26 protein-coding genes are annotated in these 26,007 nt (G+C 39.2%); 7 read left to right on the top strand and 19 right to left on the bottom strand.

The window, feature by feature from the left end; all coding sequences use genetic code 11:
- Positions 1 to 87 precede the first annotated feature (87 nt).
- Positions 88 to 432, top strand: coding sequence for a hypothetical protein (locus tag AC04QZ_RS11545; RefSeq protein ID WP_086548677.1), 345 nt, complete (start codon positions 88 to 90; stop codon positions 430 to 432).
- Positions 433 to 1,045: 613 nt separating this feature from the next.
- On the opposite strand, the gene AC04QZ_RS11540 is transcribed toward AC04QZ_RS11545, so the two are convergent.
- The 4 genes from AC04QZ_RS11540 to AC04QZ_RS11525 all read right to left on the bottom strand — a co-directional run bounded on the left by AC04QZ_RS11540 (position 1,046) and on the right by AC04QZ_RS11525 (position 5,417).
- Positions 1,046 to 1,723 (bottom strand): YiaD family glycine zipper/OmpA-like lipoprotein, encoded by a 678-nt coding sequence (locus tag AC04QZ_RS11540; protein ID WP_208745766.1) that lies wholly within the window; start codon positions 1,721 to 1,723, stop codon positions 1,046 to 1,048.
- Positions 1,724 to 1,899: 176 nt separating this feature from the next.
- Positions 1,900 to 2,592 (bottom strand): ABC transporter ATP-binding protein, encoded by a 693-nt coding sequence (locus AC04QZ_RS11535; protein ID WP_478357880.1) that lies wholly within the window; start codon positions 2,590 to 2,592, stop codon positions 1,900 to 1,902.
- Positions 2,593 to 2,594: 2 nt separating this feature from the next.
- Positions 2,595 to 4,067 (bottom strand): DUF5687 family protein, encoded by a 1,473-nt coding sequence (locus AC04QZ_RS11530; protein WP_478357879.1) that lies wholly within the window; start codon positions 4,065 to 4,067, stop codon positions 2,595 to 2,597.
- A 69-nt stretch (positions 4,068 to 4,136) separates the two neighbouring features.
- Entirely contained in the window at positions 4,137 to 5,417 is a 1,281-nt protein-coding gene (locus AC04QZ_RS11525; protein ID WP_478357878.1) for a replication-associated recombination protein A, read from the bottom strand.
- Positions 5,418 to 5,537: 120 nt separating this feature from the next.
- Here AC04QZ_RS11525 and AC04QZ_RS11520 point away from each other — a divergent pair, with 120 nt between their 5' ends.
- Complete coding sequence (locus AC04QZ_RS11520; protein ID WP_478357877.1) at positions 5,538 to 5,918, top strand: VOC family protein; 381 nt, start codon at positions 5,538 to 5,540, stop codon at positions 5,916 to 5,918.
- Between the two features lie 829 nt (positions 5,919 to 6,747).
- Here AC04QZ_RS11520 and AC04QZ_RS11515 read toward each other — a convergent pair.
- Positions 6,748 to 8,046 carry an MFS transporter gene (locus tag AC04QZ_RS11515; RefSeq protein ID WP_478357876.1) on the bottom strand — a complete coding sequence of 433 codons (1,299 nt, stop codon included), beginning with the start codon at positions 8,044 to 8,046 and terminating at the stop codon, positions 6,748 to 6,750.
- A gap of 157 nt (positions 8,047 to 8,203) precedes the next feature.
- Here AC04QZ_RS11515 and AC04QZ_RS11510 point away from each other — a divergent pair, with 157 nt between their 5' ends.
- Positions 8,204 to 8,935 carry a class I SAM-dependent methyltransferase gene (locus AC04QZ_RS11510; protein ID WP_478357875.1) on the top strand — a complete coding sequence of 244 codons (732 nt, stop codon included), beginning with the start codon at positions 8,204 to 8,206 and terminating at the stop codon, positions 8,933 to 8,935.
- A gap of 102 nt (positions 8,936 to 9,037) precedes the next feature.
- Here the strand turns inward: AC04QZ_RS11510 and hisS are convergent, their stop codons facing one another.
- From hisS to AC04QZ_RS11475, 7 genes are all read right to left on the bottom strand, one after another.
- A complete protein-coding gene (gene hisS / locus AC04QZ_RS11505) occupies positions 9,038 to 10,429 on the bottom strand; it encodes a histidine--tRNA ligase (RefSeq protein ID WP_478357874.1) in 1,392 nt (463 codons plus the stop codon).
- A gap of 187 nt (positions 10,430 to 10,616) precedes the next feature.
- Positions 10,617 to 11,237, bottom strand: a complete 621-nt coding sequence (locus AC04QZ_RS11500) for a LytR/AlgR family response regulator transcription factor (protein ID WP_478357872.1) — start codon at positions 11,235 to 11,237, stop codon at positions 10,617 to 10,619.
- Positions 11,227 to 11,427: a hypothetical protein gene (locus tag AC04QZ_RS11495; RefSeq protein WP_478357871.1), complete on the bottom strand. Its 201-nt coding sequence runs from the start codon at positions 11,425 to 11,427 to the stop codon at positions 11,227 to 11,229. Before AC04QZ_RS11495 ends, AC04QZ_RS11500 begins: the two co-directional genes overlap by 11 nt.
- A 134-nt stretch (positions 11,428 to 11,561) precedes the next feature.
- Complete coding sequence (locus AC04QZ_RS11490) at positions 11,562 to 12,305, bottom strand: LytR/AlgR family response regulator transcription factor (protein WP_478357870.1); 744 nt, start codon at positions 12,303 to 12,305, stop codon at positions 11,562 to 11,564.
- A 1-nt stretch (position 12,306) separates the two neighbouring features.
- On the bottom strand, positions 12,307 to 13,911 hold the full coding sequence (locus AC04QZ_RS11485) for a sensor histidine kinase (protein WP_478357869.1): 1,605 nt from the start codon (positions 13,909 to 13,911) through the stop codon (positions 12,307 to 12,309).
- A 247-nt stretch (positions 13,912 to 14,158) separates the two neighbouring features.
- A complete protein-coding gene (locus tag AC04QZ_RS11480; RefSeq protein ID WP_478357868.1) occupies positions 14,159 to 14,509 on the bottom strand; it encodes a translation initiation factor in 351 nt (116 codons plus the stop codon).
- Between the two features lie 104 nt (positions 14,510 to 14,613).
- A complete protein-coding gene (locus tag AC04QZ_RS11475) occupies positions 14,614 to 15,495 on the bottom strand; it encodes a diacylglycerol/lipid kinase family protein (protein WP_478357867.1) in 882 nt (293 codons plus the stop codon).
- A gap of 225 nt (positions 15,496 to 15,720) precedes the next feature.
- Between AC04QZ_RS11475 and metK the strand changes: the two genes are divergently transcribed.
- On the top strand, positions 15,721 to 16,971 hold the full coding sequence (metK, locus tag AC04QZ_RS11470; RefSeq protein ID WP_086548664.1) for a methionine adenosyltransferase: 1,251 nt from the start codon (positions 15,721 to 15,723) through the stop codon (positions 16,969 to 16,971).
- A 595-nt stretch (positions 16,972 to 17,566) separates the two neighbouring features.
- Here the strand turns inward: metK and AC04QZ_RS11465 are convergent.
- From AC04QZ_RS11465 to AC04QZ_RS11445, 5 genes are all read right to left on the bottom strand, one after another.
- The gene (locus AC04QZ_RS11465; protein WP_086548662.1) at positions 17,567 to 19,678 is read right to left on the bottom strand and encodes a peptidase domain-containing ABC transporter; all 2,112 of its coding nucleotides are present in this window, start codon (positions 19,676 to 19,678) and stop codon (positions 17,567 to 17,569) included.
- Positions 19,679 to 19,683: 5 nt separating this feature from the next.
- Complete coding sequence (locus AC04QZ_RS11460) at positions 19,684 to 20,844, bottom strand: HlyD family secretion protein (protein WP_478357866.1); 1,161 nt, start codon at positions 20,842 to 20,844, stop codon at positions 19,684 to 19,686.
- A 61-nt stretch (positions 20,845 to 20,905) separates the two neighbouring features.
- Positions 20,906 to 21,112, bottom strand: coding sequence for a bacteriocin (locus AC04QZ_RS11455; protein WP_086548660.1), 207 nt, complete (start codon positions 21,110 to 21,112; stop codon positions 20,906 to 20,908).
- 307 nt (positions 21,113 to 21,419) lie between these two features.
- A complete protein-coding gene (locus AC04QZ_RS11450) occupies positions 21,420 to 21,953 on the bottom strand; it encodes an ExbD/TolR family protein (RefSeq protein WP_478357865.1) in 534 nt (177 codons plus the stop codon).
- A 198-nt stretch (positions 21,954 to 22,151) separates the two neighbouring features.
- Positions 22,152 to 22,682 carry a superoxide dismutase family protein gene (locus AC04QZ_RS11445; RefSeq protein ID WP_086548658.1) on the bottom strand — a complete coding sequence of 177 codons (531 nt, stop codon included), beginning with the start codon at positions 22,680 to 22,682 and terminating at the stop codon, positions 22,152 to 22,154.
- 121 nt (positions 22,683 to 22,803) lie between these two features.
- Here AC04QZ_RS11445 and AC04QZ_RS11440 point away from each other — a divergent pair, with 121 nt between their 5' ends.
- Together AC04QZ_RS11440 and AC04QZ_RS11435 are read left to right on the top strand one after the other, a co-directional pair.
- Positions 22,804 to 23,151, top strand: a complete 348-nt coding sequence (locus AC04QZ_RS11440; RefSeq protein ID WP_086548657.1) for a hypothetical protein — start codon at positions 22,804 to 22,806, stop codon at positions 23,149 to 23,151.
- Between the two features lie 116 nt (positions 23,152 to 23,267).
- Positions 23,268 to 24,119 carry an EamA family transporter gene (locus AC04QZ_RS11435; RefSeq protein ID WP_478357863.1) on the top strand — a complete coding sequence of 284 codons (852 nt, stop codon included), beginning with the start codon at positions 23,268 to 23,270 and terminating at the stop codon, positions 24,117 to 24,119.
- Here AC04QZ_RS11435 and AC04QZ_RS11430 read toward each other — a convergent pair whose 3' ends face one another.
- Positions 24,120 to 24,404 (bottom strand): putative quinol monooxygenase, encoded by a 285-nt coding sequence (locus tag AC04QZ_RS11430; RefSeq protein ID WP_478357862.1) that lies wholly within the window; start codon positions 24,402 to 24,404, stop codon positions 24,120 to 24,122. It abuts the gene before it with no gap.
- The gene (locus AC04QZ_RS11425; RefSeq protein WP_478357861.1) at positions 24,376 to 25,005 is read right to left on the bottom strand and encodes an NAD(P)H-dependent oxidoreductase; all 630 of its coding nucleotides are present in this window, start codon (positions 25,003 to 25,005) and stop codon (positions 24,376 to 24,378) included. The genes AC04QZ_RS11430 and AC04QZ_RS11425 overlap by 29 nt, the downstream gene beginning before the upstream one ends.
- 99 nt (positions 25,006 to 25,104) lie before the next feature.
- Between AC04QZ_RS11425 and AC04QZ_RS11420 the strand changes: the two genes are divergently transcribed.
- On the top strand, positions 25,105 to 26,007 hold the full coding sequence (locus AC04QZ_RS11420; protein ID WP_478357860.1) for a LysR family transcriptional regulator: 903 nt from the start codon (positions 25,105 to 25,107) through the stop codon (positions 26,005 to 26,007).

Raw genomic sequence — 26,007 nt, 5'->3', positions numbered from 1 at the left:
AAAATACAATTACGATTCAAGCTTTAATGTTAAAACCGCAAAGCTTTTACTTAGGCCTTACACCTTTTTACCTTATCTTTGCCAGATATGAAGCCGTCGGAGATTAATGCCAAGTGGAAAGTTTTACAGGAAAAGATTTCAAAGGAATTTGATTCGGATTTTCCTGATTTAAAAGTAATGCTTTTTTTAATCGGCGTTCAGGAGTTGGGCAAAGGGCCAAAGAAATACAGTAAACGCCAAAAAGAGGAGTTGATGCACATTGCTACCTGCCGTTTATTGAGTGAAATGGGCTTTTATGAGCTGGAGGGCTTAGACCAGGATGGCTGGCCGCACTGGACATTAATCAAAGCCATTCCACCTTACACCATGCTCGAGCAGGAAATGCTGATGAAATCGCTTGTAGTAAGTTATTTTGAAGATATCTATTCTTAGTGAGCAATTTTCTGTCGCTTTACCTAACGCGATCGTCATGCTGAACTTGATTCAGCATCTTTCCTGCCAGATAGGTCCTGAAATAAATCACCTTCAGTGAGCTCGCTCAAGGCTCGGTTACTTCGTAGCTTTCCGCTGCGCTACAGTTCAGGGTGACGAATGATGAAAAAGACCCGATACAAGATTTTTTATTTTTTGGAAAGCAAGGCCGTTCACATCTATTTAAGTTTAGTCGGGCTTTTCGCTTATCCCGATTAAACCATTCGTTTCCCGCAGCTATTTGGAGTTGCAGGGCATTAACCAGCACCACCTCATGTTAAATAAACCTGATAGAAACGGAAAGCCCGTAACGCAGTGGAGGCTTGAAGTGAATAGCAGGGCTACCTTAACCGACAAACACAGGAACCTGCTTTTCAGAAAACTAAAGTAAATACACTAACAGTGTCAGATGGCAACATCAGACAGCACAATTGTATCTCTATTACAGCGTTGTCAACTTAAAGAGCAGGTTGACGACAAAGTTGACAACACTCAAATGAAAACAAAAAACCCCGGTGGATGTACACCGGGGCTGCATTTATAATGACCTCATAGGTAGAGGGAATTTGCAATATTATCCTTGTTTTTGTGCAGTCGCTTTTAAGGCATCGTTAGCAACGATTACAATCTCTACGCGACGGTTAGCTGCACGGCCTGCATCAGTTTCGTTATCTGCAATTGGCTCAGCAAAACCTTTACCAATAGTAACCAATCTAGTAGATGGTACACCCTGAGAAACTGCATAAGCTTTAACTGCTGCTGCTCTTCTTTCTGATAGGCCCATGTTATATTGTTCGGTACCACGACTATCGGTATGACCGATAATTTTGATATCAGTATCAGGATATTGATTTAATGAAGAAGCTAAACTCTGGATGTTTGTTTTAGCTGCATCTTTTAAAGCCGTTTTATCGAAATCGAATAAAATACCGCTATCAAATTTTACAATAATTCCTTCTCCTTCACGAATAACTTCTGCATTAGGAATAGCTTTCTGGATTTCAGCTGCCTGTCTGTCCATCCTACGGCCGATAAAAGCTCCCGCTGTACCGCCAATAGCACCACCAATTAAGGCACCTACTGCTGTATTACCGGCTTTTTTACCGATTAATGCACCAATAACACCACCCGCTGCAGCACCAATACCAGCTCCTTTTTGTGTTTTAGTTAAACTATCACAACTTTGGAATGCCATTGAACCTACCGCTAACCCTATACTTAATGTCGCTATTCTTACTTTTGAAATACTCATAATAATCTAGATTTATAATTTCTACTCGTTATATTCAAACACAATGCCAAAAAGTAAGCAAACTGTATTTTCGACCCATTTTGACCAAATTTTACTACAAACACGAACGATACCTATAAAAAAAGAGTCCCGATCAATGGAGACTCTTCTATAATGTATCATTCTTAGTACAAAAACTAAGCAGAGAAATAACTCTCTAACTCCTTCAATGTATTTTCGTCTGTTTTAAAATCCTTAATTACCCTGCCTTTTTCAACCAGGATAATCCGGTTACATACATCGGTAACATGATTTAAATCGTGGCTGGAAATAAAGATGGTCATGTTGCCTGTTTGCTCCTTTAACAGTTTCTTTAAACGGATTTGTGTAGTTGGATCGAGGTTGGCAAAAGGTTCGTCTAAAATTAATATTTCTGGCTTCTGCATCAACGCAGCCGCAATACCTACTTTATTCTGGTTTCCTTTACTAAAATCGCGGATGTATTTTCCACTGTTCAATATTTCTCCATTAAAGAACTCACCATATTGGTTCAGGTAAGCAGAAACATCAGCCACACTTAAGTTATTTAAACTGCCGATAAAAATAAAATACTCCTCAGGGGTTAAATAATCAATCAGAAAACCTTCGTCCAAAAACGATGCGGTATAGTTTTTCCAGTTATCGTTGTTCATTACGTTTTCGCCCTTCGATAAAACCTCGCCATTGGTAGGACGGATTAAATCTAAAAGCATCCGAAAGAAAGTGGTTTTACCAGCGCCGTTATTCCCCACCAGGCCAACTGTTTCGCCTGGGGCAATCTGCAAATCTTCGATGTTTACAACGGTTTTATCGCCATAAACTTTTTGTAAATTCTTAACTTCTAAAATCATAATTATTCTCTAAAGCCTTCGGCTATTTTATAACGTTGTAGTTCTAATCTTTTTGCAATATAATTTACCCAAAAGCCCCTTAACAATAACATGGCCAGGCCAAAAACCGATACGGCAACCAATCCCCAATAAGGTTTGTTGAGTATACCAAAGGGCAAATAAATTAAAATAGGTGTAAGTGCATATGGAAACATTAACAGCCATTGTGTGGCTCCAGTACCCTGATAATTAAAGCTGGCGGCTTTGGTAATATCCAGTCTTTTATAGTTTAATGTAGCCAGATAAAGTACCACTACGGTACCAAAACCGATATTGTATAAATAGGCAGCCAGGTGTAAGAGTAATAACTTCGGACTTAAAAACCCGTAAAAACTTGCCAATAAGGTGATAATGGTACAGCCAATGGTAAACAGTAAAAATTTAGCCCTGATGTAATCTTTAAAATTGATTTTATTGGCTAATATCCCGTCAAAATGGGCACTTTGCCATGCAAACATAAACTGGCCATAAATAATGATGGAAACACCTGTCATAAAAATAGCACCAAACATCATTTGTCCGAAAGCATCGCGGTCTATTGCTTTTTCTTTATAAAAAATAAACCCGTAAAACAGGAAGAAAAATCCAAGGATAACCGAAGAACGCGGGCGCTTGTGACGTAAGATTAACTTCAACTCTAAAGCGGCCAGTTCGCCTACTTTACCAAAACGGTTAAGGAAAGCATAATCGGTACTGCCTTTTTTCTCCTGTTTTGTACTTAATTCTTCTACGTATAAATTTTTACGCAAGAAATTAGAATTGAGATAAAAGATAGCAACTGCAGCAATTGTAAAGGCAAAACCATATAAAGGCTGGGCTGCGATAGCCCTGAATACCACGTCAGAACCTGCCATGATTGAAATCACCTTATAATATTCTAAAGCAGCAAAGGCAGCAATAACCACCAAGCCTAAAAAAGTGTACAAAGTATTGGTGATCGATTTCCGTTTGATGTACAACACCATATAGTTGTTAAAAATCATGATCGAAAATATCGAGACAATGTACATGATGGTAACCAATGCGCCATGCTCACCCCAAATTCTAACAAAACAAAAAGGCAGAAAAATAAAAAACGGCCAAAGGTTAAATGCCGAGAACAGTGCCTTAACATTTAAAAACTTAATGATCTTACTCTTTTGGATTTTGAGGTGCAGGTAAGGAATGATACTCAATGTTGGCAATTCCTGAAACTGCATGCGCATGATAAAATCGAATGCAAAATAATAGAGAATAATGCCGTTAAAGCTTGTCAGAATATTTTGATCTGGGAAAATTTTTGGAAGAAAAATACTCATTCCGAAGCCTATTCCAACAGCAACAGCAAAGAAGTAGAGCATAAAAAAACCTAGAACAACCTGTCCGGCAATGCTACTGCCACGGTTACGCGAACGCCAAAAAGATTTTCTTTGATGACTTAAAAAAGTACTCAGCATATATAGTTTAGGTATTAGTTAATCATTAATGGTTTATCTATTAGTATGCGTTTAGGAGAAAATGTTACACTAATATTTGTATTTGTCTTTCCAGTTCTGCCTAAGTTTTTCACGCAATTTCTCTTCGGCAGGGTTTTTACCCGGATCGTAAAGTTTTGTGCCGCTTAATTCTTCGGGAAAATATTCCTGTGGCGAAAAATTACCTTCATATCCGTGCGAGTATTGGTAATCTTTGCCATAACCGATATTTTTCATCAGTTTGGTTGGGGCATTGCGGATATGCAAAGGGACGGGCAGGTTTCCGGTTTGTTTAACCAAAGCCTGCGCTTTGTTAATGGCTTCGTAAGAGGCGTTACTTTTAGGCGAACTCGCCAGATAGGTTACACATTGCGATAAAATAATCCGTGCTTCCGGATACCCAATTACATTTACAGCAGTAAAACAGTTATTGGCCAAAAGCAGTGCATTGGGATTAGCATTGCCAATATCTTCTGAAGACAGGATCAGCAACCTGCGGGCTATGAACAGCGGATCTTCACCTCCTTCTATCATCCGTGCCAGCCAATACACCGCTGCATTGGGGTCGCTGCCACGAATTGATTTAATAAAGGCCGAAATAATGTCGTAATGCTGCTCACCGGCTTTATCATACAGGGCAAGGTTTTGCTGGGCATGCGCCAGCACATTTTCGTTGGTGAGTACAATTTTATTCCCGCCAATGCCGTTAATGGCAATTTCGAGGACATTTAATAATTTCCGGGCATCACCACCTGATAAACGGATCAGTGCTTCGTGCTCTTTTATGGAAATATTTTTCGCTGAAAGAATACTATCTTTTTTAATAGCCGTTTCCAGTAAACCTGCCAGCTCCTTTTCAGTTAACGATTTTAAAATATAAACCTGACAACGGGAAAGTAAAGCGGAAATCACCTCGAAAGACGGATTTTCGGTTGTTGCACCAATTAAGGTCACCAGTCCCCTTTCTACAGCCCCCAACAAACTATCCTGCTGCGATTTGCTAAAACGGTGAATCTCATCGATAAACAAAATGGGCAGCCCTAAAAAACTATCTTTTAACTGTGCTGCCCGATCAATTACCTCGCGGATATCTTTCACGCCGCTGTTGATGGCACTTAAATTAAAAAAAGGCCGGTCCAATGCCTGTGAGATGATATAGGCCAAAGTAGTTTTACCCACACCCGGAGGTCCCCAAAAAATCATGGAGGGAAGCTGACTGCTTTCAATCGCCTTGCGTAACACGGCACCTTCTCCAACTAAATGCTGTTGACCAACATATTCATCGAGATTTTGAGGGCGCATACGTTCAGCTAAAGGAGGCAGGTTTTGCATAATGGTAAATATATAAAAATTGAGTATTTTGTTGGTCGATAATTTACTAACCAAATATGGAAAGCATAAATCCTTATAGCTAAAACAAAAGGACGAATGCTTTAGTTCTAATTTATTATTATGGACATTAAAAACTTAGATCATCTTGTATTAACGGTTGCCAATTTAGAAAGCACCTGCAGGTTTTACAGCCTTGCCCTGGGAATGGAAATTATTGAATTTGGCGAAAACCGAAAGGCTTTAAAATTTGGAAATCAGAAAATTAACCTGCACCAATATGGATGCGAGATTGATCCAAAAGCTTTCAAACCCATGCCCGGAACAGCCGATCTATGTTTCATTACCGATTTCCCACTGAATGAAGTCATACAGGAGCTAAAAGAGAAATGCATCGAAATTGAAGAAGGACCTGTAGAGCGTAGTGGTGCAAATGGTAAAATTAGCTCGATTTATCTCCGCGATCCGGATATGAATTTAATTGAGGTGAGTAATTATTTGTAAACGCCCGCAAAGATTTTTGCCACGGAAGCACGGATTGAGTTACTGATTTATGCCATAAATTAAAACTCAGGATGACAATGCTTTTTTATTATAAGTAAAGCAGGGCTTAGTGCGCTTCGGTTCCTTTAGCCCCGCCATTCGCTACAATCTTTTTGTGCCTGTTTTCCTGAGTTTATCGAAGGAGCAACAAAAAGGATTTTCGCTACTGTCGGGTTTATTTCACTTGGAGCAGCAGCATTTTGCCACGGAAACACGGAGTGACATGGAAGATGGTGTAATGCAAAATTATATCGTCCTCGTTTGCAACGAGGACGGAGGAGAAAAGCGATTTTATCGCCATTTTTTTTCTTATCCGCATTACAAATGCAGATCTCGATAATCCTCGTTACAAACGAGGACTATTTAAGGGGACTATTCATGGTTATTCCACTTGGAGCAGCAGCACTTTGCCACGGAAACACGGATTGACACGGAAAATGGCGTAATACAAAATTATATCGTCCTCGTTTGCAACGAGGACGGAGGGGAAAGGCGATTTTATCGGCATTTTTTTTTCTTATCTGCATTATAAATGCAGATCTCGATAGTCCTCCCTACAAACGAGGACTATTTCATGGTTACTTCACTTATAGCAGCAGCATTTTGCCACGGAAACACCGATTAACACGGAAGATGGTGTAATACAAAATCATATCATTCTCGTTTGCAACGAGGACGGAGGGGAAAGGCGATTTTATCGGCATTTTTTTTTCTTATCTGCATTACAAATGCAGATCTCGATAATCCTCGCTACAAACGAGGACAATTTAAGGCAGATGGTACGAAAAGTCTAATCCTCAATTTTAGAGTGGTGTTTGGTATCTTTCATGGTGGTATATAAAATCAGCGAGATTAAAATACATCCGGTTACATACCAGTAGAAATAATTTTCGTGACCGATATTCTTAAACCACAACGCAAAATATTCTGCCGTTCCACCGAAAATGGCAACAGTTAAAGCATAGGGTAAACCCACACCCAAAGCCCTGATTTCGGCGGGGAACAGTTCTGCCTTTACTACCGCATTAATGCTTGTGTAACCGCTCACAATAATCAAGGCGCCAATCATCAGCAAAAATATGATCGTCGTATTGCTTTCTCCAGCTAAGCCGGTTAAAATTGGATAGGTACACAAAGTACCCAGCACACCAAAGCCGATTAATAAAGGTTTACGCCCGATTTTATCAGATAACAGGCCAAACAAAGGCTGCAGAACGGCAAAAACCAATAACGAGATGAAGGATAAAGTTGTGGAGGTTTCTTTAGTCAAGTGTACCGTATTGACCAGAAATTTCTGCATATAGGTGCTGAACGTATAAAAGGCAATTGTTCCACCCAAGGTTAAGCCGACTACGGTAAAAACTTCCTTTGGATATTTCATCAGTACCGCAATGCCACCTTTTTTGTCTGCCGATTTTTTGCTTTTAAAAGCCGAGGTTTCGTCGATATGCCTGCGCAGGTACAAAGCGATGAAAGAAAGTATGGCGCCGATAAAAAATGGGATCCGCCAGCCCCACTCATGTAATTCAGCAGGTGTAAGCAACCAGTTTTGTAAGATTAATTGAATGCCCAGCGCCAATAGCTGTCCGCCGATTAAGGTTACATATTGAAAGCTTGAATAAAATCCACGGTGTTTTTTGGTGGCCATTTCGCTGAGGTAAGTGGCAGAAGTTCCATATTCGCCGCCAGTACTCAGGCCCTGGATTAGCCTTGCAAAGATTAGTAATGAGGGAGCTGCTATACCGATCTGTTTATAACCTGGCGTTAATCCGATAATTAAGGAACCTATCGCCATGATAAGTACAGAAAGTGTCATCGAACGTTTCCGCCCTAGTTTATCGGCAATGCTGCCAAACAGCCAGCCACCAATAGGGCGCATTAAAAAGCCTACAGCAAAAATACCTGCAGTATCTAATAGCTGTGCAGTGGGATTACTATTTGGGAAAAAAGCAGGAGAAAAATAAAGCGCAAAAGCAGAATAAGTGTACCAATCGTACCACTCCACAAGATTACCAACCGAACCGCCAAATATAGATTTTAACCGATATTCTACATCCTTAATTTCGTTTTGATGTATTGTTTTTTCCATAGTAGAGAATGAGTGATGGAGTGGATTTTGAATGATAGAATGAAACTTAACGTTAACACCTTTGTTAATCAAAAATATAATAATTTTATAAAGAAAGCGCAGCGTTATTCTGATGGCATTCGCTCCTGCTCTCATTCAGCACTCAATCAGTAATAAAATGAAAGATAACTTTTCTACCCAATCTGCCGACTACGCTATCTACAGACCGACTTATCCGCAGGAATTGTACGATTATCTGTTTTCACTGATAAAAAACAAAGAAACAGCATGGGATTGCGCTACAGGGAACGGGCAGGTTGCACGCGTGTTGGCCCAGCATTTTAATGCAGTTTACGCGACAGACATCAGCGAGAACCAACTAAAAAATGCCTTACAGTTACCAAATATCACCTACAAAGTTGAACCCGCAGAACAAAGCTCGGTTGGCAATGATAGTTTTGATTTAATTACGGTAGCACAGGCTATCCATTGGTTTAACTTCGAAGCATTTTATGCCGAGGTAAAAAGAACACTGAAACCAGATGGACTTTTCGCAGTGATTGGTTATGGCATCATGTTTATCGATAAAAAGGTAGATAAGGCTGTACATAAACTTTACGAAGATATTCTGGGCCAATATTGGGACAGTGAACGCCGTTACATTGAAGAAGGTTATAAAACCATTCCTTTCCCCTTCGAAGAAATTACTGCGCCTCATTTTCAGATTAAAAGCACCTGGAATTTTAACCAGTTGATTGGCTATTTAAATACCTGGTCTTCTTTGCAGCATTATAAAAAGGCAAATGAGCGCAATCCGCTTGAGTACATGTTTACCGAACTAAAAGAAGCCTGGGGTGATGACGCAGAGAAAAATGTTCATTTTCCGGTTTTATTGCGGATTGGACGGTAGGTTTAAGCCAAATAGATCCTGAAACAAGTTCAGGATGACGACCGCATCTCCCACCTCTATGCCCTCTGTGAAAACCCGGTGATCTCTGTGGTTAATTGAACTTTATTTCAACAATTCCAGAATACCTAAAACAGTCAGTTTTTTCTGCTCACCGCTTTGCATATCTTTTAATGTAAGTTCGCCGCTGGCAATTTCATCGCCACCGATTAAGATAACATAAGGGATATTCTTGGCATCAGCATAAGCCATTTGTTTCTTGAGCTTGGCTGAACTTGGATACAGTTCGGCTGAAATACCTGCATTTCTAAACTGTTGAACAATGGGCAAGGCATATTTTTCAGCTACTGCATCGAAATTGCTGATCAACACTTTTGTGCCAACTTCTGCAGAGGCTGGGAAAAGGTTTAATTCTTCCAGTACATCGTAAATGCGGTCGGCACCGAAAGAAACACCCACACCAGTTAAATCCTTCAAGCCAAACATACCGGTCAAATCATCGTAACGACCACCCCCACCAATGCTGCCCATGGCTACTTCGTTGGTTTTAACTTCGAAAATGCAGCCGGTATAATAATTTAGTCCACGCGCTAAAGTAATGTCTAACTCTAATTTAGCCGTTAACGGCAAACCATAAGCAATCAGGCTTTCTACATATTCAAAAACCTGTTCTATTTCGGCAATGCCTTTTAAACCTGTTGCTGACTGCGCTAAAACTGCTTTCAGGCTGCTCAGTTTTTCCTCATTGGTGCCTTCCAGTAAAATTACCGGGCGAAGTTTTTCTAAATCAGCTTCTGTAAAACCACGTTCTAACAATTCTTTACTTACACCATCTAAACCGATTTTATCCAGTTTATCGATGGCTACGGTCATATCGATAATTAAATCAGGTTTACCAATAATTTCGGCAATACCTGACAGGATTTTCCGGTTGTTGATTTTTATACTGAAATCTTTCAGGCCCAGTTTGCTTAAGGCCTCATTGTAGATTAAAATAAATTCGGCCTCGTTCAATAGACTTTCCGAACCTACCACATCCACATCACACTGGTAAAACTCACGGTATCTGCCTTTTTGTGGACGATCTGCACGCCAAACCGGCTGCACCTGAAAACGTTTAAAAGGCAAGGTGATTTCGTGCTGGTGCATGACCACATAACGTGCAAAAGGTACCGTTAAATCGTAACGCAGGGCTTTTTCAGAGATTAAAGGGATTAGTTTATTGCTATTGTCCTCATCGGCAAAATCGAAGGATTTCTTTTTAGGATCTTTAAGAAACTCGCCGCTATTTAATATTTTAAAAATCAGTTTATCACCTTCATCGCCATACTTTCCTGTCAAAGTAGAAAGGTTTTCGAAACTTGGGGTCTGGATTTCGGCATAACCATATTTTCTGAAAACCGTTTTAATGGTATCGTAAATAAAGTTGCGTTTTACCATTTCAACAGGAGAAAAATCGCGGGTACCTTTTGCTAATGAGGGTTTAATAACTGACATAACCGCAAAAGTACAAAAATGTAATGTTTAAAAATAAAATTTCGTCATTACGAGAAGGAACGACAGCCTGCCCCGACTTTTCGGGGAAGCAATCTTAAGCACTAATCCGTTGTTGTAAGATTTCCTCAAAATATGGAACAGGCTGTGGGCTGAAAAAGCCGCCTCGAAATGACGATCAAAGAAAAAACTACTTTCCCAACATCTCTTTTACCAGTTCTCTATTAGGTTTACTTACCGGGATTTTATCGCCACTATCCATTAACAAGGTTCCACCGTCTTCCTTCAACCAGCTTTTAACAAAACGCGGGTTAACCAGGTGGCTTTGGTGTGCCCGCACAAAACCATGAGGTTTGAGCAGGTCTGCATATTCTTTTAACGATTTTGAAATTAACAATTGGTCGCCATCACTAAAGAAAAAATTGGTATAGTTGTTATCTGCTTCACACCTGATAATTTCTTCAGTATTCACATATCTGATTTCGTTCTGTTGAGGCAAAGCAATTCTGGTATTTACTTTTGCGGTTTCTTTTTTATCGGCTTTTCCCTCAATTGTAGGGCTTTGATAGGTAAGCGGAGGGGCAAAATTTATAGCAACAGTATTCGGAGCCAGGTTTGATGACGTATTCCGGTTTCTTTTGATCAAAAAATAAATCAGCATAAAAATGCCGCCAAAAAATCCAAAAAAGATAAGGCCTGCTACCAAAAGCATGATTATTTCTGCACTCCCCATATTTAGAAAATCGGCATAAGCAAGCTGAATACCATAAGCAAGGATGAAAACCAATCCGAAGACTACCTTATTTCTCATTTTTGACAGGTTTAATACGTTTAATTAAGTATAAACATAAAAAAATAAAACCTATAAGAAAGGTCAAAGTAAAAAAGCCAACGACCAAAAGCATTATTATCTCTGCCGCACCAAGATTCAAAAATTCTGCGTGCGCCACCTGTAAGTCTAAGGAAATGATAAAGAAGAATAAAAATAATAACTGTTTCATGTTGATTGATTTAAATGTTTAGCGAAAGTACTTCCCTGTCATACATTTAAAAATCAACAATGAGAATCTGCTGGCTTATCCTGAGAATCGACCGCCAGGCTTTTAGAATTTTACAAGAACCGTCATCGTGCCGATTACTTTCCCAACATTTCTTTTACCATTTCCCTGTTCGGTTTACTTACCGGGATTTTATCACCATTATCCATTAACAAGGTTCCACCATCTTCCTTCAACCAGCTTTTAACAAAACGCGGGTTAACCAGGTGGCTTTGATGTGCCCGCACAAAACCGTGCGGCTTAAGCAGATCTGAATATTCTTTCAGCGGTTTCGAAATCAGGATTCTATCGCCATTAGCTAAAAAGAAAAAGGTATAGGTATTATCGGCTACACAGCGTACAATGTCATCAACTGAAACATAACGGATTTCGTGCTGCTGGGGCAAGGCAATTTTCGGAATACCTGGCTCATTCTTTTTAATCTGACTCAACAAAAAGTTGAGCTGCTCGCTATGTATTTTGCTTTTGGTCCTGATTTCGGCTTTTTCAACAGCGGCCTTTAGTTCATCAGGATCTACGGGTTTAAGCAGGTAATCCAGGGCCGCAAATTTTACGGCCTGAATTCCATAATTATCGTAGGCAGTTACAAAAACCACTTCAAAAGTTTTTGCTGTAAGCCGGTTTAATAAATCGAAACCAGTGGTTTTACCCATCTGGATATCCAGAAAAAGTAAATCGGGATGGTGTAAATTAACCTCACTAAAGGCATCATCAATCGTACTGGCAATGGCTACTACCTTAATATTCGGGCAATGTTTAGCCAATAAAATCTTTAGATTTTCTAAATTGGCCGTTTCATCATCTACTAAAATTGCCCGCATCTTATAACCAGTGGCTTAGTGTAATTTTAATTATCGTTCCGTCCTTATCTGCTTTCATATCCAGTAAAAAAGGCGTCTCCTTGTAAATAGAATTAAGTAAAGATATTCTGTTTTTGCTAAGCGCCAAACCCAAGCCTGTATATTCTTTGTTCACATCAAAGCCGATTCCGTTATCTTTGATGCTTAAAATCAGATCGGTTAACTGCGCCGTAAAACTGATTTCGACCTTACCCTCACTACCTTTCTCCGGTATTCCATGTTTCACCGCATTTTCTACAAAGGGTTGTAAAAGCATGGCTGGTATCTCTATATTTTCCACATCTAAATCAGCTGAAGCGGTGATCTGGTACTGGAAACCAAAGCGCAGCTGTTCCATCTGTAAATAATCATCCAATAGGGTTTTCTCTGACGTTAAGCTAATGAGATCTTTATGGTCTAAGACATTTCTGGTTAAGCGGGCAAATTTAACAAGGTAGCGGTTGGCATTGTCGGTTTCATTTTTATTCATTAGTGTTTGGATACCTGCTAAAGCATTGAATAAAAAATGAGGGTTTAGCTGCGAGCGTACAGATTCTAATTGGAGTTTGGCAATTTCTTTATCCCGGTATTGTAAAGCCAGTTTTTTAGCACCTTTCTTTTTGATGTAGGTTACAGCCGCACCAAAAATTGCCCCAAATACTGCGCATAATATGAGGCCGTAAATAATAAGCTCTTTTTCGGAAAAATATTTCTTTCTGGCATTATACACGTGAAAAGAATATCGGGTGGTACTTTTTTCAATAGATCTTGAACCAAAACTTTGAGAAAGTTTAGGGATAATGAGCACTTCATAATCTCCTGCCTTATTAAAATATTCTGCACCAATTAATAAGTAAGGTACCCTTGGGGTAATGTAGTCGTAAAGCCAATTATTTGAACGGAAGACGATTTTACCTGTAGATTTATCTTTCAGATACACATTATAAATAAAATCCAAATCCGTACTTTTGATCACGATCATTAGATTTTTTGTGGTCTCATCTACATTTAAGGCCGCAGCGTCTTCCTTACTTTTAAATTCTACGTATCCACCTTTTTTATCGCGGATATTTAGGTTAATCATTGAAATAGATGCGGGCTGAATTATTTTATTGTAAATAATTACCGTTGCTATTTCACTTCTATTCGTAATCTTATAAAGATTAATGGTTATTTTTTTATTCTCGACATTAACCTTTCCTAAATCTACATCAACTCTATTTCCGTATGATCTTTTTACATTTCTTATTTGTGGTACTGCATCGGAAACAATTTGATTACCATCATTCTCAACAATATTGTATCTGTAAAAGGATAAACTATCTTTATTTATATAACCAAAAAGATTAATCTCCTTTGTTCCTTCTAAATAAACCAGATTACTCAATGGTTGATTTTGAATCGCATTATGATAGTCGATAGTTTTGGTAAACTGATCTACGGTGAAAGACAAGCCAAATCCAAAACTACTACTGCTGCTAGCATAATAAAAATAGTTCTTTGCGTAGATAATGTTGTATTTATTTTTCTGAGCATTTGCTCCGAAAGCAAAAAGGAGCAAGTATATAGAAAGGAATATCTTTTTCATGTGTTTAATTTTTCATAAACATCTTGTAAAAAATCTGCTCAGGAAACATTAAAACAGAATACGGCATGAATAACCTTGTAAAAGAGGGATTTGAGACAGTATTTATATTCGGGAAGAATTAGGTTTCTCGAAGATATTGCACTTTACTACGATTGACTGATTCAAAAGAAAAATTGTCATTAATAGATTTCTCGGCTGCGCTGCACTCCGCTCGAAATGACGGTTAGCTGGAGACAATATCGCTTTATTACCCCCCGGCCTTTTTTACTTTATAGCCATCTTTCTGCAGGATGCCCATTACTTTATCGCGCACATCGCCCTGGATCATGATTTCTCCATCTTTAACCGAGCCCCCTACACCACATTTGGTTTTAAGCATTTTACCCAATACCTCTAAATCTTCCGAACGGCCTTTAAAACCTGTAATTAAGGTTACAGCTTTGCCTCCACGATTCTTTTTATCGAGCATTACCCTTAAATCCTGCTGGTTATTTGGTGAAGTAACCGTATCATCGGTTTCTTCTTCATATTCGAACTCCGGGTTGGTAGAATACATAATTCCGCCAAGATCGCTTAAACTATTTTTCTTTGGTTTCATGTTTTATAAAAGTTCATTGGTTCACTGGCCATTGGTTCATTGGGGTTAACCGGTTAATTGCCTCAATTGGTTAATCGATGCCAAACGCTCCACTCCAAACTTAACTAGGGCACAATCACTTTTAACGAGAGTGGGTTTACAACCGCCTCAATTTCTGTTCCCATTTGTAAGGGTTCACCGTCAACATGTACTGCGCCAGCTTTTTCCCTGGTAATTTTAATGTTTTTGCCTTTAATAATTTCAATCATATCTGAGGTTTCGGCCTTCCCCCTTAACATGACATAACCCAATAAGGGCAGTTTTATGATCGGAAAAGGTTTAATAATGCATACATCCAGCAAACCATCTTTCACTGAAGCATTAGGCGCAATATAAACGTCGTTTCCATATTGAGAAGAATTGGCAATGCTAATGGCGAAAGCTTTTCTGGTGTATGCAACACCATCAATATTTAACAAATAAGTTTGTGCTTTATAGTTAAAAACTTCTTTAAAGCCCAGCTTTACATAACCGGATAAGCCTCGTTTTTTATCTTTCGAAAAAACCGAACTTAAATGCGCATCGAATCCCATACCGGCCAGATTAAAAAAACATTTGTTATTAAACTCGGCAGTATCAATTTCATCCACCTTAAAAGCATTGATCAGGGAAAGTGCATACCTTAAATTTTTTGATATCCTTAAAAACCTGGCTAGTCCGTTTCCCGATCCGAGAGGTAAAATCCCCAAAATCTTTTTGTGTTTTAACACTTTGCTGGCCACTTCGTTAATGGTACCGTCGCCCCCCGCAGCAACAATTACATCAAAATTTTTAGTTGCGGCTTCGTCTGCCAATTCTCCGGCATGCCCCACATATTCGCTAAAAACAAAATTTGGATTAAACTTTTCCTTATCCAGGTATTGATCAATAAAATCAGGGATGCGTAACTTTCCTCTCCCACCAGAGATAGGGTTTATAATAAAGAGGATATTGATCTTTGTGTGCAAAGTGTAAGAATGAATGCACAAAATAATCTATAATTTTTGAAATAAAGAAAATATGCTAATTTTGCAGCAGTAAAAAAGTGGATTGATTTGCTATCCCGATACCACGGGACCGGATTGCAACCACTTAAAAAAATTGCTAATGCCTCCTTTCAATCATTTCAACACCTGTTTCCAAGGGGTTTGGCAATTATTAATTTGTTTATTTATCATTAATTTATTTAATAAATGTCGTATTTATTTACATCAGAATCTGTTTCTGAGGGTCACCCAGATAAAATCGCCGATCAAATTTCGGATGCATTAATTGATAACTTCTTAGCTTTCGATCCGGAATCAAAGGTTGCTTGTGAAACTTTGGTAACTACCGGTCAGGTTATTTTAGCGGGTGAGGTAAAATCTAAAACATATTTAGATGTACAACAAATTGCCCGCGATGTAATCAAGAAAATTGGTTACACCAAAAGCGAGTATATGTTTGAGGCTAACTCTTGCGGAATTTTATCGGCAATACACGAGCAATCTCAGGACATTAACCAGGGTGTAGATAGAAGCAACAAAGAAGAACAAGGTGCAGGCGATCAGGGGATGATGTTTGGTTACGCGACCAACGAAACGGAAGACTACATGCCTTTAGCATTAAACCTTTCTCATAAATTATTACAGGAACTGGCTGTTTTACGTCGCGAAAATAATGAAATTACTTATTTACGCCCGGATGCGAAAAGCCAGGTTACTTTAGAGTACGACGATAACAACAAACCAGTTCGTATCGATGCGATTGTAATTTCTACACAGCATGATGATTTTGATGAAGAAGCAGCCATGTTGGCAAAAATCAAAACTGATTTAGTGAATATCCTGATTCCAAGAATTATCAAAGCCAATCCTGCTTATGCACATTTGTTTAATGATAAAATTGAATACCACATTAACCCAACCGGTAAATTTGTAATCGGTGGTCCGCATGGCGATACGGGTTTAACCGGAAGAAAAATCATTGTTGATACTTACGGTGGTAAAGGTGCACATGGTGGTGGTGCTTTCTCTGGTAAAGATCCAAGTAAAGTAGATAGAAGTGCGGCTTATGCTACACGCCATATCGCTAAAAACTTAGTGGCTGCTGGTGTGGCCGATGAAATTTTGGTTCAGGTATCGTATGCTATCGGTGTTGCAAAACCAATGGGTATTTACATCAATACTTACGGCACGGGTAAAGTGGGTAAAACAGATGGCGAGATTGCTAAAATTGTAGAATCGATTTTCGATATGCGTCCTTACTTTATTGAGCAACGTTTAAAATTAAGAAACCCAATTTATAGCGAAACTGCTGCTTACGGACACATGGGCCGTACACCAGAAACCGTTACCAAAACTTTCAGAACACCAAACGGTGAAGAAAAAACAGTGACGGTTGATTTGTTTACCTGGGAGAAATTAGATTACGTAGATCAGGTTAAAGCTGCGTTCGGCATTTAATTCTTCGAATAAATTTATATAAAAAGGCGTTTTGCAGATCTGCAGAACGCCTTTTTTGTTGCGCTAAATTTATGCGGAGAGATTCCACATTTGGTGGCTTAGCAAACCGCAGAAAAATAATTGATCACTTTTTTGAAAAGCAGGTTTCTGAGTACATCGGTTTCGAAAGTCCCGCTATACGCTATACTTCGTGCCGCTGCTATCGGGTTTAGTTAACCTGGGCCAGTGGTTCTTAGGCGAGGTATATTCTTAAAATAAATATTTTGGAGCCTTGCAGAATGCCGTTAATAGTAACAAATGCCTAACCTACCTAAACCTGATTGAAATGAAAAGCCCGTAAGCCCGATCTTTCATCGGGAGCGGACTTGTAATGAAAAGCAGGGCGAACATTAAAAAAAGCTACTGCAATTGCTTTACAAAAAACAAAGCGAATATTTACTCAACTATTTTTCCTGGTTAGACTAACAACAGAAACCTTTACAGCAAAAAACTTTCTTTTGTGTGAAAGACCCTGAAATAAATTCAGGGTGACGCAAAGGGAGGTAAGCCTAACTTACGAAGTTTTCCCTACACTTGCCCCCTAAACTTCGTGAGTTTAGGCCAAATGGTATTTCAGTTCCTGATGGCTACCCTGCTCTACCACTACTCCTTTATCCAATACAATAATTTTATCCGCATTATTCAGTGTGCTCGATCGGTGTGTAATTACAATTACCGTTTTCTGTTCAGCCTTTAAAAATTCGATCATCCGTTGCACATGTTGCTCAGAAACCGAATCGAGCGATGAAGTGGCTTCGTCTAAAATCAGAATTTCCGGATCGCGGTATAAAGCCCTTGCAATGGCAATGCGTTGCCTTTGTCCGCCGGATAACGACGTTCCGTTTTCACCCAAATAGGTTTGAAAGCCTTTGGGCAAAGCCTCAATAAAACCAATTAAACCAAGTTTAGTGGCAATATCAATAATCCTTTGCATATCGGGTTCTTCTTCGCCAATGGCAATATTATCAATTACATTACCGGCAAATAAATCGATCTGTTGCGGCACTACCGATACCATTCTGCGGAGCGATGAATTGGTAATGTATTTCAGATCATATTTACCAATACGCACATTGCCCGCCTGTATAGGATAAATATTCTGCAGGATAGACATTAAAGTCGATTTTCCCGAACCACTTTCGCCCACAATGGCTGTAAATTTGCCCTGTGGAATGGTTAAATTCAGGTTTTCGAAAACAGGCAGCCTTGCCCCATAACGGAAGGAAACATTTTCGAAATGGATATCGCCAATTTTAGCGGCACTCAGTTCAATCTGGTTTTCATCACTTTCGCGTTCCAGATCCATAATTTCGAACAAACGGTCGGCCGCAATTACCGCATCCTGTACGGTTTTGTTCATCCCGATCAATGAAGAAACCGGTCCTGTAAAATAACCGATCAACGTATAAAACGATAGTAATTCTCCTGGCGTAATCGAATTGCTTAATACGTAACCTGCGCCTACCCAAAGCAATACGATGGTAATCATGCGCGAAATAAACTCGGTAGAAGTACCCGATACAACGGCATTGATATTCGATTTAAAACCTGCCTGGAGCAACTTGATAAAACGGGTTTCAGTTTTGTCGTTAGCATGATCTTCCAGCCCGAAACGTTTAATCGTACCTACTGCATTTAAACTTTCTACCAATTGCGATTCGAGCTCGGCAGCATCTTCCATTAACCTGCGCTGCGTACGTTTGTTAAATTTATCGGTAATAAAATAAATAACCAGGTACAACGGGATAACGGTAAGCGTGATGAGTGCCAGTTTCCAGTAGTAGGTAAACATCATGATGAACGAGAAGAAAACAATAAAAATGTTGACCACAAAATTTACGCATACATCATTTAAAAACGCTCTGATTTTGACGGCGTCGTTAATTCTCGAAATAATTTCGCCCACCCGCATGGTATCAAAAAACTGCTGAGGTAAACGGAGCAGGTGTTTGTAGTAGCCTAAAATAAGCTGCGAATCGATTAACTGGCCGGTTTTTAAGGTAAAAATTGTTTTTGCCGAGCCAATAAACAACTGCACCATCAGAATAACCATCATGGCAATACTCATGAGGTTGAGCAGATTATGGTTACCATCTACCAGCACAAAATCGACTAATTTCTGAACAAAAATAGAGGTGGATAAACCCAGCACAGTATAAACAATAGCACCAAATAAAACTTGCGTCAGAATGCCTTTGTGCGGTTTAATCAAACTCCAAAATCTTCCTTGGATTGATTTTTTTTCATTGCCAATCTGAAAATCTTCTGATGGCAACAATAAAACTAAAGCACCAGTCCACTCCTTTTTGAATTCATCGTGCGTTTTACGGTGCACTTTCCCATCTATAGGGTCCATCACCTCTATAAACTTACTGTTTACTTTGTAAATCACTACATAATGCTGCAGGATATCATTTACAATGATATGTGCGATAGCGGGCGTAGGTATTTTAAATAAACTATCAAAAGGTGCTTTTACACCTTTCGCCTCAAATCCTAGTTTTTGGGCCGCTTCTACAAGTCCTAAAACGGTTGTACCTTTTTTATCGGTCCCGGCAAGCTGCCTGATCCGGGCAACAGCCAAATCCAGTTTATAATGAGCCGCGATTGAAGCCAGACAAGCCGCACCACAATCTGTTATATCTCGTTGCTTAACCTTTGTACTCATGGCCTTTATGTTTTTTGGATTAAGTTTGGATTAACCCAATCATCTACCTTATCGTAAAGTAATTGATATAAACTGCGGTCGGTTACTTTAAAACGGGCCGTAAAATTCATTCCTTTTTTAAGGTATCCTTTGTAACCGTTTTTTAGCATCAGAAAATTTTTATCCATTAAACACTTTACTTTAAATGCCGGCTGGTTACCATTTAAAATAACAATATCATCCGAAATATCGATCACTTTACCAACGGCCAAACCCCACTGGTTATAATTATAGGCATTGATCTGAAAATGCACTTCCTGCCCTTTTCTAATCAGGCCAATATCTGAGGGATTAATGTAGCAATAAGCGGCTAATCCCGCATCAGGAGAAACTTCACCTATTTTTTGATTGGCAAATACGTATGCGCCATTCTGCAAACCAATTAAGCTCTGCACAGAACCATCAATCGGGGCACGCAATACATATTGTTTCTTCTGTTCGTTAAGTTCTGCCTGCTGGCCGGAAAGCTGACGCAATTCGTTGCGGTAACCATTGGCTTCGGTTTGCCACTGGGTTTTATATTTGGTACGCACCATTAAGTAAACCGATTCGGCCTGCTCGAGTTCGTATTTGTATTTTTCGTATTCTGATTGCGTTAACACTTTATTTTGATAAAGTTTACTGTAACGCGCAAAGGTGCTGGTGGCCTGTCTTTTAGCAATACCGGCATTTTTTAATTCTTGCACATACTGCTGCCAGGATGCGACATATTGCCCGGTTTGCAGGCTTGATGAACCGCCATTAAATGACAGCAGCGTACGAATATCCTGTAAAAATTGAGTGATCTGGTTTTTACTCGTTTCTACCAGTGCATCTTGCTGTTTGGGTAAACCGGCATCAATGGCCAGTAGCGTATCACCTTGTTTAAGTCTTTTATTATCCGAAAGTCTGTACTGTATTAACCGGCCATTAACCGGCACAATAAGTTCGGTTTTTTCGATGGTTGATTGTAAAATGCCTGTACCATTTATACTAATGGGTATTTTAATAAAGGGAAGGGCAATCAAAACAATTAAAATGGCTGCCACGGCAACAATATAAATTAACTGGCTTGATTTACTAATTCTGGAACGGTAAACGAGAGCGGTATTTGAAATTCTTTCAGTAGAGTAGCTGGTTATCGCCATAGTGTTGAAATCGTAAAGCATCCGCTATCCCGGAACCGGGACAGCGGATACAATAAATTGCTTATAGACTCCAAACAAGTTTCAAAACATTGGTTACTGTTTTGTTTAAAAATGCTGAAGTGTCTGCGCCAACTGCATTTAAAGTTCCTGAAAGAGAAGCTAAAAGTTCGTTTAATGTATTGTTAACAATACCACCACCTTCAACTTGTGACATTTCAGTTGTGTTCATTTCTTTAACACCAAGATTTTTTAATTCTAAACTTTTCATACTAGATTTTTTTGAGTTTTAAGATCCCTACTCTTTTGAAGGCTTTTCGGGATGCGCCTGATGCTTGGCCAAACACTTCAACGAATGTAATAATATTAGCTATACAGATGTAGTATTAAACACCTAACACAAACCTAACATTTCTATAATACAGTTTTAAAAAATGGCCTCAGCACATTAAAAACGCAATATTTATAGATAAATCACCGTGGCATTTATCATATTCAATTTATTCATTAACCTTAAACCGTTTTATATTCTTTTTATTCGCTGCATGAAGGGCTGGGATCTTAAAAAAACCAATGGTCTAGATGCCGTTCATTTCCATAAACGTAGCCTCTTTTTCTGCAATATGATCATCATCAATGGCATACGATTTAATATTAGCAATTTTCATTTCATCAATTACATCTACAAAATTCTGAAACCTGGCCGTTTTACTAGGTTTTATAATGACGATCATATATTTAGCCGGGTTATGCTGATGGGTTTCAGCAACCAGCTTCTCATTTGCGATGATCTCTTTTTGAATGTTGGCTACCGCAGTAACCTTCATATTTGCCTTTTCTATTGTGCCCATGTAGCAAACAGCCTTGTTGTTTTTGCCGAGCAGGATGGTCATGGTGCGCGATTCGGGATACGGTTCAATATGTGCGCCGTCGTCTTTAATGGGTTTGGCGATATCTGCCGCGTTTAAAGAGCCCAATGAAGTGGTGAGCATAAAAAAGGTAGTTAATAAAAACATCAGATCGACCATTGCGGTAAGGTCTACCCTTGGTGTTGGTTTTTTGGTTCTTCCTTTTACGGCCTTGCCGTTTTGAGATTCGTTTAGAGTTGCCATAATAATTTAGGTTTTTTAATGATGATGACAAGCCCGATCAGATTGCATAAAAAAAGCGGTTAAAAATTTAACCGCTTTTTTATAGTTCTGATGTCACACTGAGCTTGTCGAAGTGCATTTTTTTCATTATTTAAAACAAAGAGTCTTCGACAGGCTCAGACTGACAGGTTTAGTATTTAAATATCGCTAATAAGTACTTTATTTCACCGCTTCAATTACACCGCAACCTACCCGTGGCCCTGAGTTACCGGTTGGTTGTGTGGTATAATCGTCAGTACCGCCATGTACAATAATGCCACGGCCAATAATATTTTTGATATCTCCATCCTTCACACTCCATCTATCGGTAGTTACCGAAAGCGTAGCGTGGCCTTTATTATCTAACATGATGTTCCCAATATCTCCGCTATGATAGGCGGCAGATCCCCATTTGCCATGGGCTTCTTTGGTAGGATTCCAATGCCCGTGTGTATTTTCGCCCATATTGCCGCAATCGCCATGTTCGTGAAAGTGAACGGCAACATTACTATCTGCACGTGCGGCAAAATTCATCTCGATATCCATCTTAATTTTTCCATCACTCAATTCGTAAAACTTTGCTGTTCCAATGGTTTTTGTGTTATCAGCAGTTTCAGTTAAGGTGGCCCGGGCAATTTCTTTGTCGGTTTTAGCACAAGCACTAATCAGTGCTACGCCTGCTATAGCTAAGCTTAAAAGGTAGTTTTTCATTTTATAAAAATTTAGTTTGTATAAGAAACAGATTGACAATCATTTAGTTTGCTTAAAAAGAAGGATGGCCAAAACCATTTCGAATGCCACTTGTTTAATAAATAAGTAAAATCGTATAACTATGGAACAGCCAATTGCAATGAACACTTTGAGTCAAATTTTGGAGAAATTGAGGCTGAAAGGAAAAGATAACGAACTAAAAATATCCGACCACGGTAAAATGCAGAGTAAATCACTCGGCAAAATTTATAAACCCGAAGATTTAACCATTGTTAAAACTTATCGCTTCGAAGGAGATTCAGATCCGGCCGATAATTCTGTGTTATATCTTGTAGAAGACCAGGATAAAAATATCGGGTACATATTAGACGCTTATGGCATATATTCTGATAATGAAGGCCCGGCATTTGATGATTTCTTAAAGAAAATTCCTACCGAAAACAGAGACGAACAGGAACTGTTTTGTTAATAACCTAAAATCTGATTGAAAAGGGAGAATTAGCGTAATCTGATTCTCCCTTTTTTTATTTTAAAAGATTAGCAGGCTATAATTCCGTAATTTTGCGCCTCATTTACGAGCACCAAATGAAAAGCAAAATCAATATTCCACCCATACCAGCTGTTTTACTCTCTATTATTAGTGTACAGTGTGGGGCGGCAATTGCCAAAGGGCTTTTCCCTCAAATTGGTGCTGCTGCTACAGCTTCGTTACGAATTGGTTTATCTGCAGTGATCTTATTAATTGCCTTTAGGCCAAACCTGTTTAAACTAAATGCCAAGCAATGGAAATATGTTGTATTGTATGGGGTTTGTTTAGGGGTAATGAATATGGTGTTTTACATGGCTATTGCAAGAATTCCGATCGGCTTAGGCGTAACATTAGAATTTGTTGGCCCTTTAGGGCTGGCCATTTTTGGCTCTAAAAAACCGGTAGATTTTCTTTGGGTAATATTGGCCGCAGCCGGCATTGCGCTAATTGCCCCATGGAAGAGTACAGGATTAAACGTTGCGGGTGTGTTACTGGCACTTTTAGCTGGCATTTTTTGGGCAGCCTATATCATATTGGGCGGCAGGATCTCAAAAATAATGAAGGGAGGCGATGCTGTGGCCATTGGAATGTTATTCGCTACCCTGGTCATCTTGCCATTTGGCATTTTTGGTGGTGGTTTAAGCGTTTTAAATCCGCAGTTATTAGGTTTAGGAGCAGCGCTTGCGCTACTATCAAGCGCTATCCCGTTTACCCTCGAAATGAGAGCCCTTAAGCAGCTTCCTGCCCGGACTTTCAGTATTTTAATGAGCCTCGAACCTGCCATGGCTTCATTAGCTGCACTCGTTTTTTTACAAGAATACCTCACTTTAAAAGAGTGTTTTGCAGTAGCTTTTGTTGTCATTGCTTCTGCAGGTTCTTCGTTAACAGCCAGGCGTGCAAAACTATAATTAAGCCAGTTTGGCTGTTTTATAAATTACAATATCAGCTGTCAACTGATCAGCTTGTGCCACAAAGGCTAAAATATAAGGCTGCTCATTGTGCAGATCTAAACTGGCCTGATCTTTCCATTCCTCCTGAAAAATAAAAGTACCATCACCTGCAGCTTCGTGCAGATCATACTGAATGCAGGCTTCTTCTTTACGCGAATTGGCTACCATATCCAATAACACAGCCCTTAGTGCGGCTATGGTTTCTTTTTTACTCTTAACTATTGCTGTTAGATAAATGCTCATATACTGCTGTATTTAAAAAATTTTGGGTCAAATGTTCCTGGTGCAATGTAAGTGCACTCCTCATATCGGCGTTCTTTTCTACATCATGAAAATGGATACCATCTATCCTTTCCATTCCGGTAAAAGCGTTCATTCTGTGGAAACCAAACAATACGCCATCATCTACACTGGTTTCCATAAAAAACTCTTCAGGTAAGGTAAATGCTTCTTTTGGCGCGTTCCACGATGAGGTGACCATATACTTACGGCCATGTAACATTCCGCCAGTACCATAGTTCCTTGTCGGGTTATCTGCTTTACGGCCATCACTGATATAGATTCCTTTTTTATGTCCTTCGGTAAACACCACATCAATGTATTTTTTAAATTCATGCGGCAACTGAAACCACCAGATGGGCGTGTGATAAATTACAACATCTGCCCATACATATTTTTCTACTTCTGCTTGCGGATCATAATCGTGATTGATATTGGTTGTTTTGACTTCAAAACCAGGTGATGAGGAAAAGAAATCGGCTGTTGCATCCGCTATTGTTTCGTTAAATCTTCCTCCGGAGTGACCAAACTTTTGTCCTCCGTTAATGATGAATATTTTTGTCATTTCGTTTTTCTATTTTGATAAGACAAAATTACCGCTGCTAAACCTATTATTAAAACAAGTTAATTCATAGCTTTGTATCAGAATTATAATACTAAAACAATGGTTAATTTAGAATGGTATCGAAGTTTTAAGGCGATTTATAAAACCGGGACCTTAACCGGTGCAGCAGAAAATCTGTTTATTTCGCAGCCTGGGGTAAGTTTACATTTAAGTTCTTTAGAAAGTTACGTCGGCTACAAACTCTTCGAGCGTACGGGCAGGAAAATGATTCCTACCGAAAAAGGGAAAGTGTTATACAATTTTATTGTAGAGCCGCTTGGAAAACTGGAAGATGCCGAAAAACATTTTCAAAAAAGCACGGAGAAACACACCCCAACCATAAGCGTGGGTATGTGTTTTGAGACTTTTCAGATTACGCTCGAACAATATATTTCTATACTTCCTTTTAATGTAATTATCCGTTTTGGCGAATACCCTGAAATGCTCGATCAATTGGATAAAGGTATTTTAGACCTCATTATTACCCCACAAAAAGGCAATTCGCCTAATGTAGAGCATGAGGCTTTTTCTTCCGAAACCATCGTGTTGGTGGGCGGAATAGAAACGGATGGGCAAACTTTTGATTCGTTGGTTAAAAAGAAAGATTTAGCCGGCATGGAAGACTGGTTAAAACAGCAAAAATGGTATGGAACTGCCGGCGATATGGAGCATCTTTTACGTTTCTGGCAGCTTAACTTTGGCAAACATGCCGATTTCCGCCCCAATTATATCGTGCCTAACCTCAATTCGATTGTACGCTGCTTATCTGGCGGAAAAGGCCTGGCTATTATCCCCGATTTTCTTTGCAAAAAAGAAGTTGAAGAAGGAAAGGTAAAGGTAATTTGGGAAGGCACGTCAAAACTCACCAACACTTTATACTTTGGTTGTAGAAAAAATACCCAATATGCATCAGAAATTCATATAATTAAAAACCTTTTTAAGGAGGTTATGGTTAGTATATAG

The organism is Pedobacter folensis, from assembly GCF_056490665.1.
This window is presented reverse-complemented; position numbering and strand designations above follow the sequence as displayed.

What these genes read in the sequence shown, in the direction of transcription:
- AC04QZ_RS11545 (WP_086548677.1), top strand. Translation starts at nt 88, where the DNA reads ATGAAGCCGTCGGAGATTAATGCCAAGTGGAAAGTTTTACAGGAAAAG.
- AC04QZ_RS11540 (WP_208745766.1), bottom strand. Translation starts at nt 1,723, where the DNA reads ATGAGTATTTCAAAAGTAAGAATAGCGACATTAAGTATAGGGTTAGCG.
- AC04QZ_RS11535 (WP_478357880.1), bottom strand. Translation starts at nt 2,592, where the DNA reads ATGATTTTAGAAGTTAAGAATTTACAAAAAGTTTATGGCGATAAAACC.
- AC04QZ_RS11530 (WP_478357879.1), bottom strand. Translation starts at nt 4,067, where the DNA reads ATGCTGAGTACTTTTTTAAGTCATCAAAGAAAATCTTTTTGGCGTTCG.
- AC04QZ_RS11525 (WP_478357878.1), bottom strand. Translation starts at nt 5,417, where the DNA reads ATGCAAAACCTGCCTCCTTTAGCTGAACGTATGCGCCCTCAAAATCTC.
- AC04QZ_RS11520 (WP_478357877.1), top strand. Translation starts at nt 5,538, where the DNA reads ATGGACATTAAAAACTTAGATCATCTTGTATTAACGGTTGCCAATTTA.
- AC04QZ_RS11515 (WP_478357876.1), bottom strand. Translation starts at nt 8,046, where the DNA reads ATGGAAAAAACAATACATCAAAACGAAATTAAGGATGTAGAATATCGG.
- AC04QZ_RS11510 (WP_478357875.1), top strand. Translation starts at nt 8,204, where the DNA reads ATGAAAGATAACTTTTCTACCCAATCTGCCGACTACGCTATCTACAGA.
- hisS (WP_478357874.1), bottom strand. Translation starts at nt 10,429, where the DNA reads ATGTCAGTTATTAAACCCTCATTAGCAAAAGGTACCCGCGATTTTTCT.
- AC04QZ_RS11500 (WP_478357872.1), bottom strand. Translation starts at nt 11,237, where the DNA reads ATGAGAAATAAGGTAGTCTTCGGATTGGTTTTCATCCTTGCTTATGGT.
- AC04QZ_RS11495 (WP_478357871.1), bottom strand. Translation starts at nt 11,427, where the DNA reads ATGAAACAGTTATTATTTTTATTCTTCTTTATCATTTCCTTAGACTTA.
- AC04QZ_RS11490 (WP_478357870.1), bottom strand. Translation starts at nt 12,305, where the DNA reads ATGCGGGCAATTTTAGTAGATGATGAAACGGCCAATTTAGAAAATCTA.
- AC04QZ_RS11485 (WP_478357869.1), bottom strand. Translation starts at nt 13,911, where the DNA reads ATGAAAAAGATATTCCTTTCTATATACTTGCTCCTTTTTGCTTTCGGA.
- AC04QZ_RS11480 (WP_478357868.1), bottom strand. Translation starts at nt 14,509, where the DNA reads ATGAAACCAAAGAAAAATAGTTTAAGCGATCTTGGCGGAATTATGTAT.
- metK (WP_086548664.1), top strand. Translation starts at nt 15,721, where the DNA reads ATGTCGTATTTATTTACATCAGAATCTGTTTCTGAGGGTCACCCAGAT.
- AC04QZ_RS11465 (WP_086548662.1), bottom strand. Translation starts at nt 19,678, where the DNA reads ATGAGTACAAAGGTTAAGCAACGAGATATAACAGATTGTGGTGCGGCT.
- AC04QZ_RS11460 (WP_478357866.1), bottom strand. Translation starts at nt 20,844, where the DNA reads ATGGCGATAACCAGCTACTCTACTGAAAGAATTTCAAATACCGCTCTC.
- AC04QZ_RS11455 (WP_086548660.1), bottom strand. Translation starts at nt 21,112, where the DNA reads ATGAAAAGTTTAGAATTAAAAAATCTTGGTGTTAAAGAAATGAACACA.
- AC04QZ_RS11450 (WP_478357865.1), bottom strand. Translation starts at nt 21,953, where the DNA reads ATGGCAACTCTAAACGAATCTCAAAACGGCAAGGCCGTAAAAGGAAGA.
- AC04QZ_RS11445 (WP_086548658.1), bottom strand. Translation starts at nt 22,682, where the DNA reads ATGAAAAACTACCTTTTAAGCTTAGCTATAGCAGGCGTAGCACTGATT.
- AC04QZ_RS11440 (WP_086548657.1), top strand. Translation starts at nt 22,804, where the DNA reads ATGGAACAGCCAATTGCAATGAACACTTTGAGTCAAATTTTGGAGAAA.
- AC04QZ_RS11435 (WP_478357863.1), top strand. Translation starts at nt 23,268, where the DNA reads ATGAAAAGCAAAATCAATATTCCACCCATACCAGCTGTTTTACTCTCT.
- AC04QZ_RS11430 (WP_478357862.1), bottom strand. Translation starts at nt 24,404, where the DNA reads ATGAGCATTTATCTAACAGCAATAGTTAAGAGTAAAAAAGAAACCATA.
- AC04QZ_RS11425 (WP_478357861.1), bottom strand. Translation starts at nt 25,005, where the DNA reads ATGACAAAAATATTCATCATTAACGGAGGACAAAAGTTTGGTCACTCC.
- AC04QZ_RS11420 (WP_478357860.1), top strand. Translation starts at nt 25,105, where the DNA reads ATGGTTAATTTAGAATGGTATCGAAGTTTTAAGGCGATTTATAAAACC.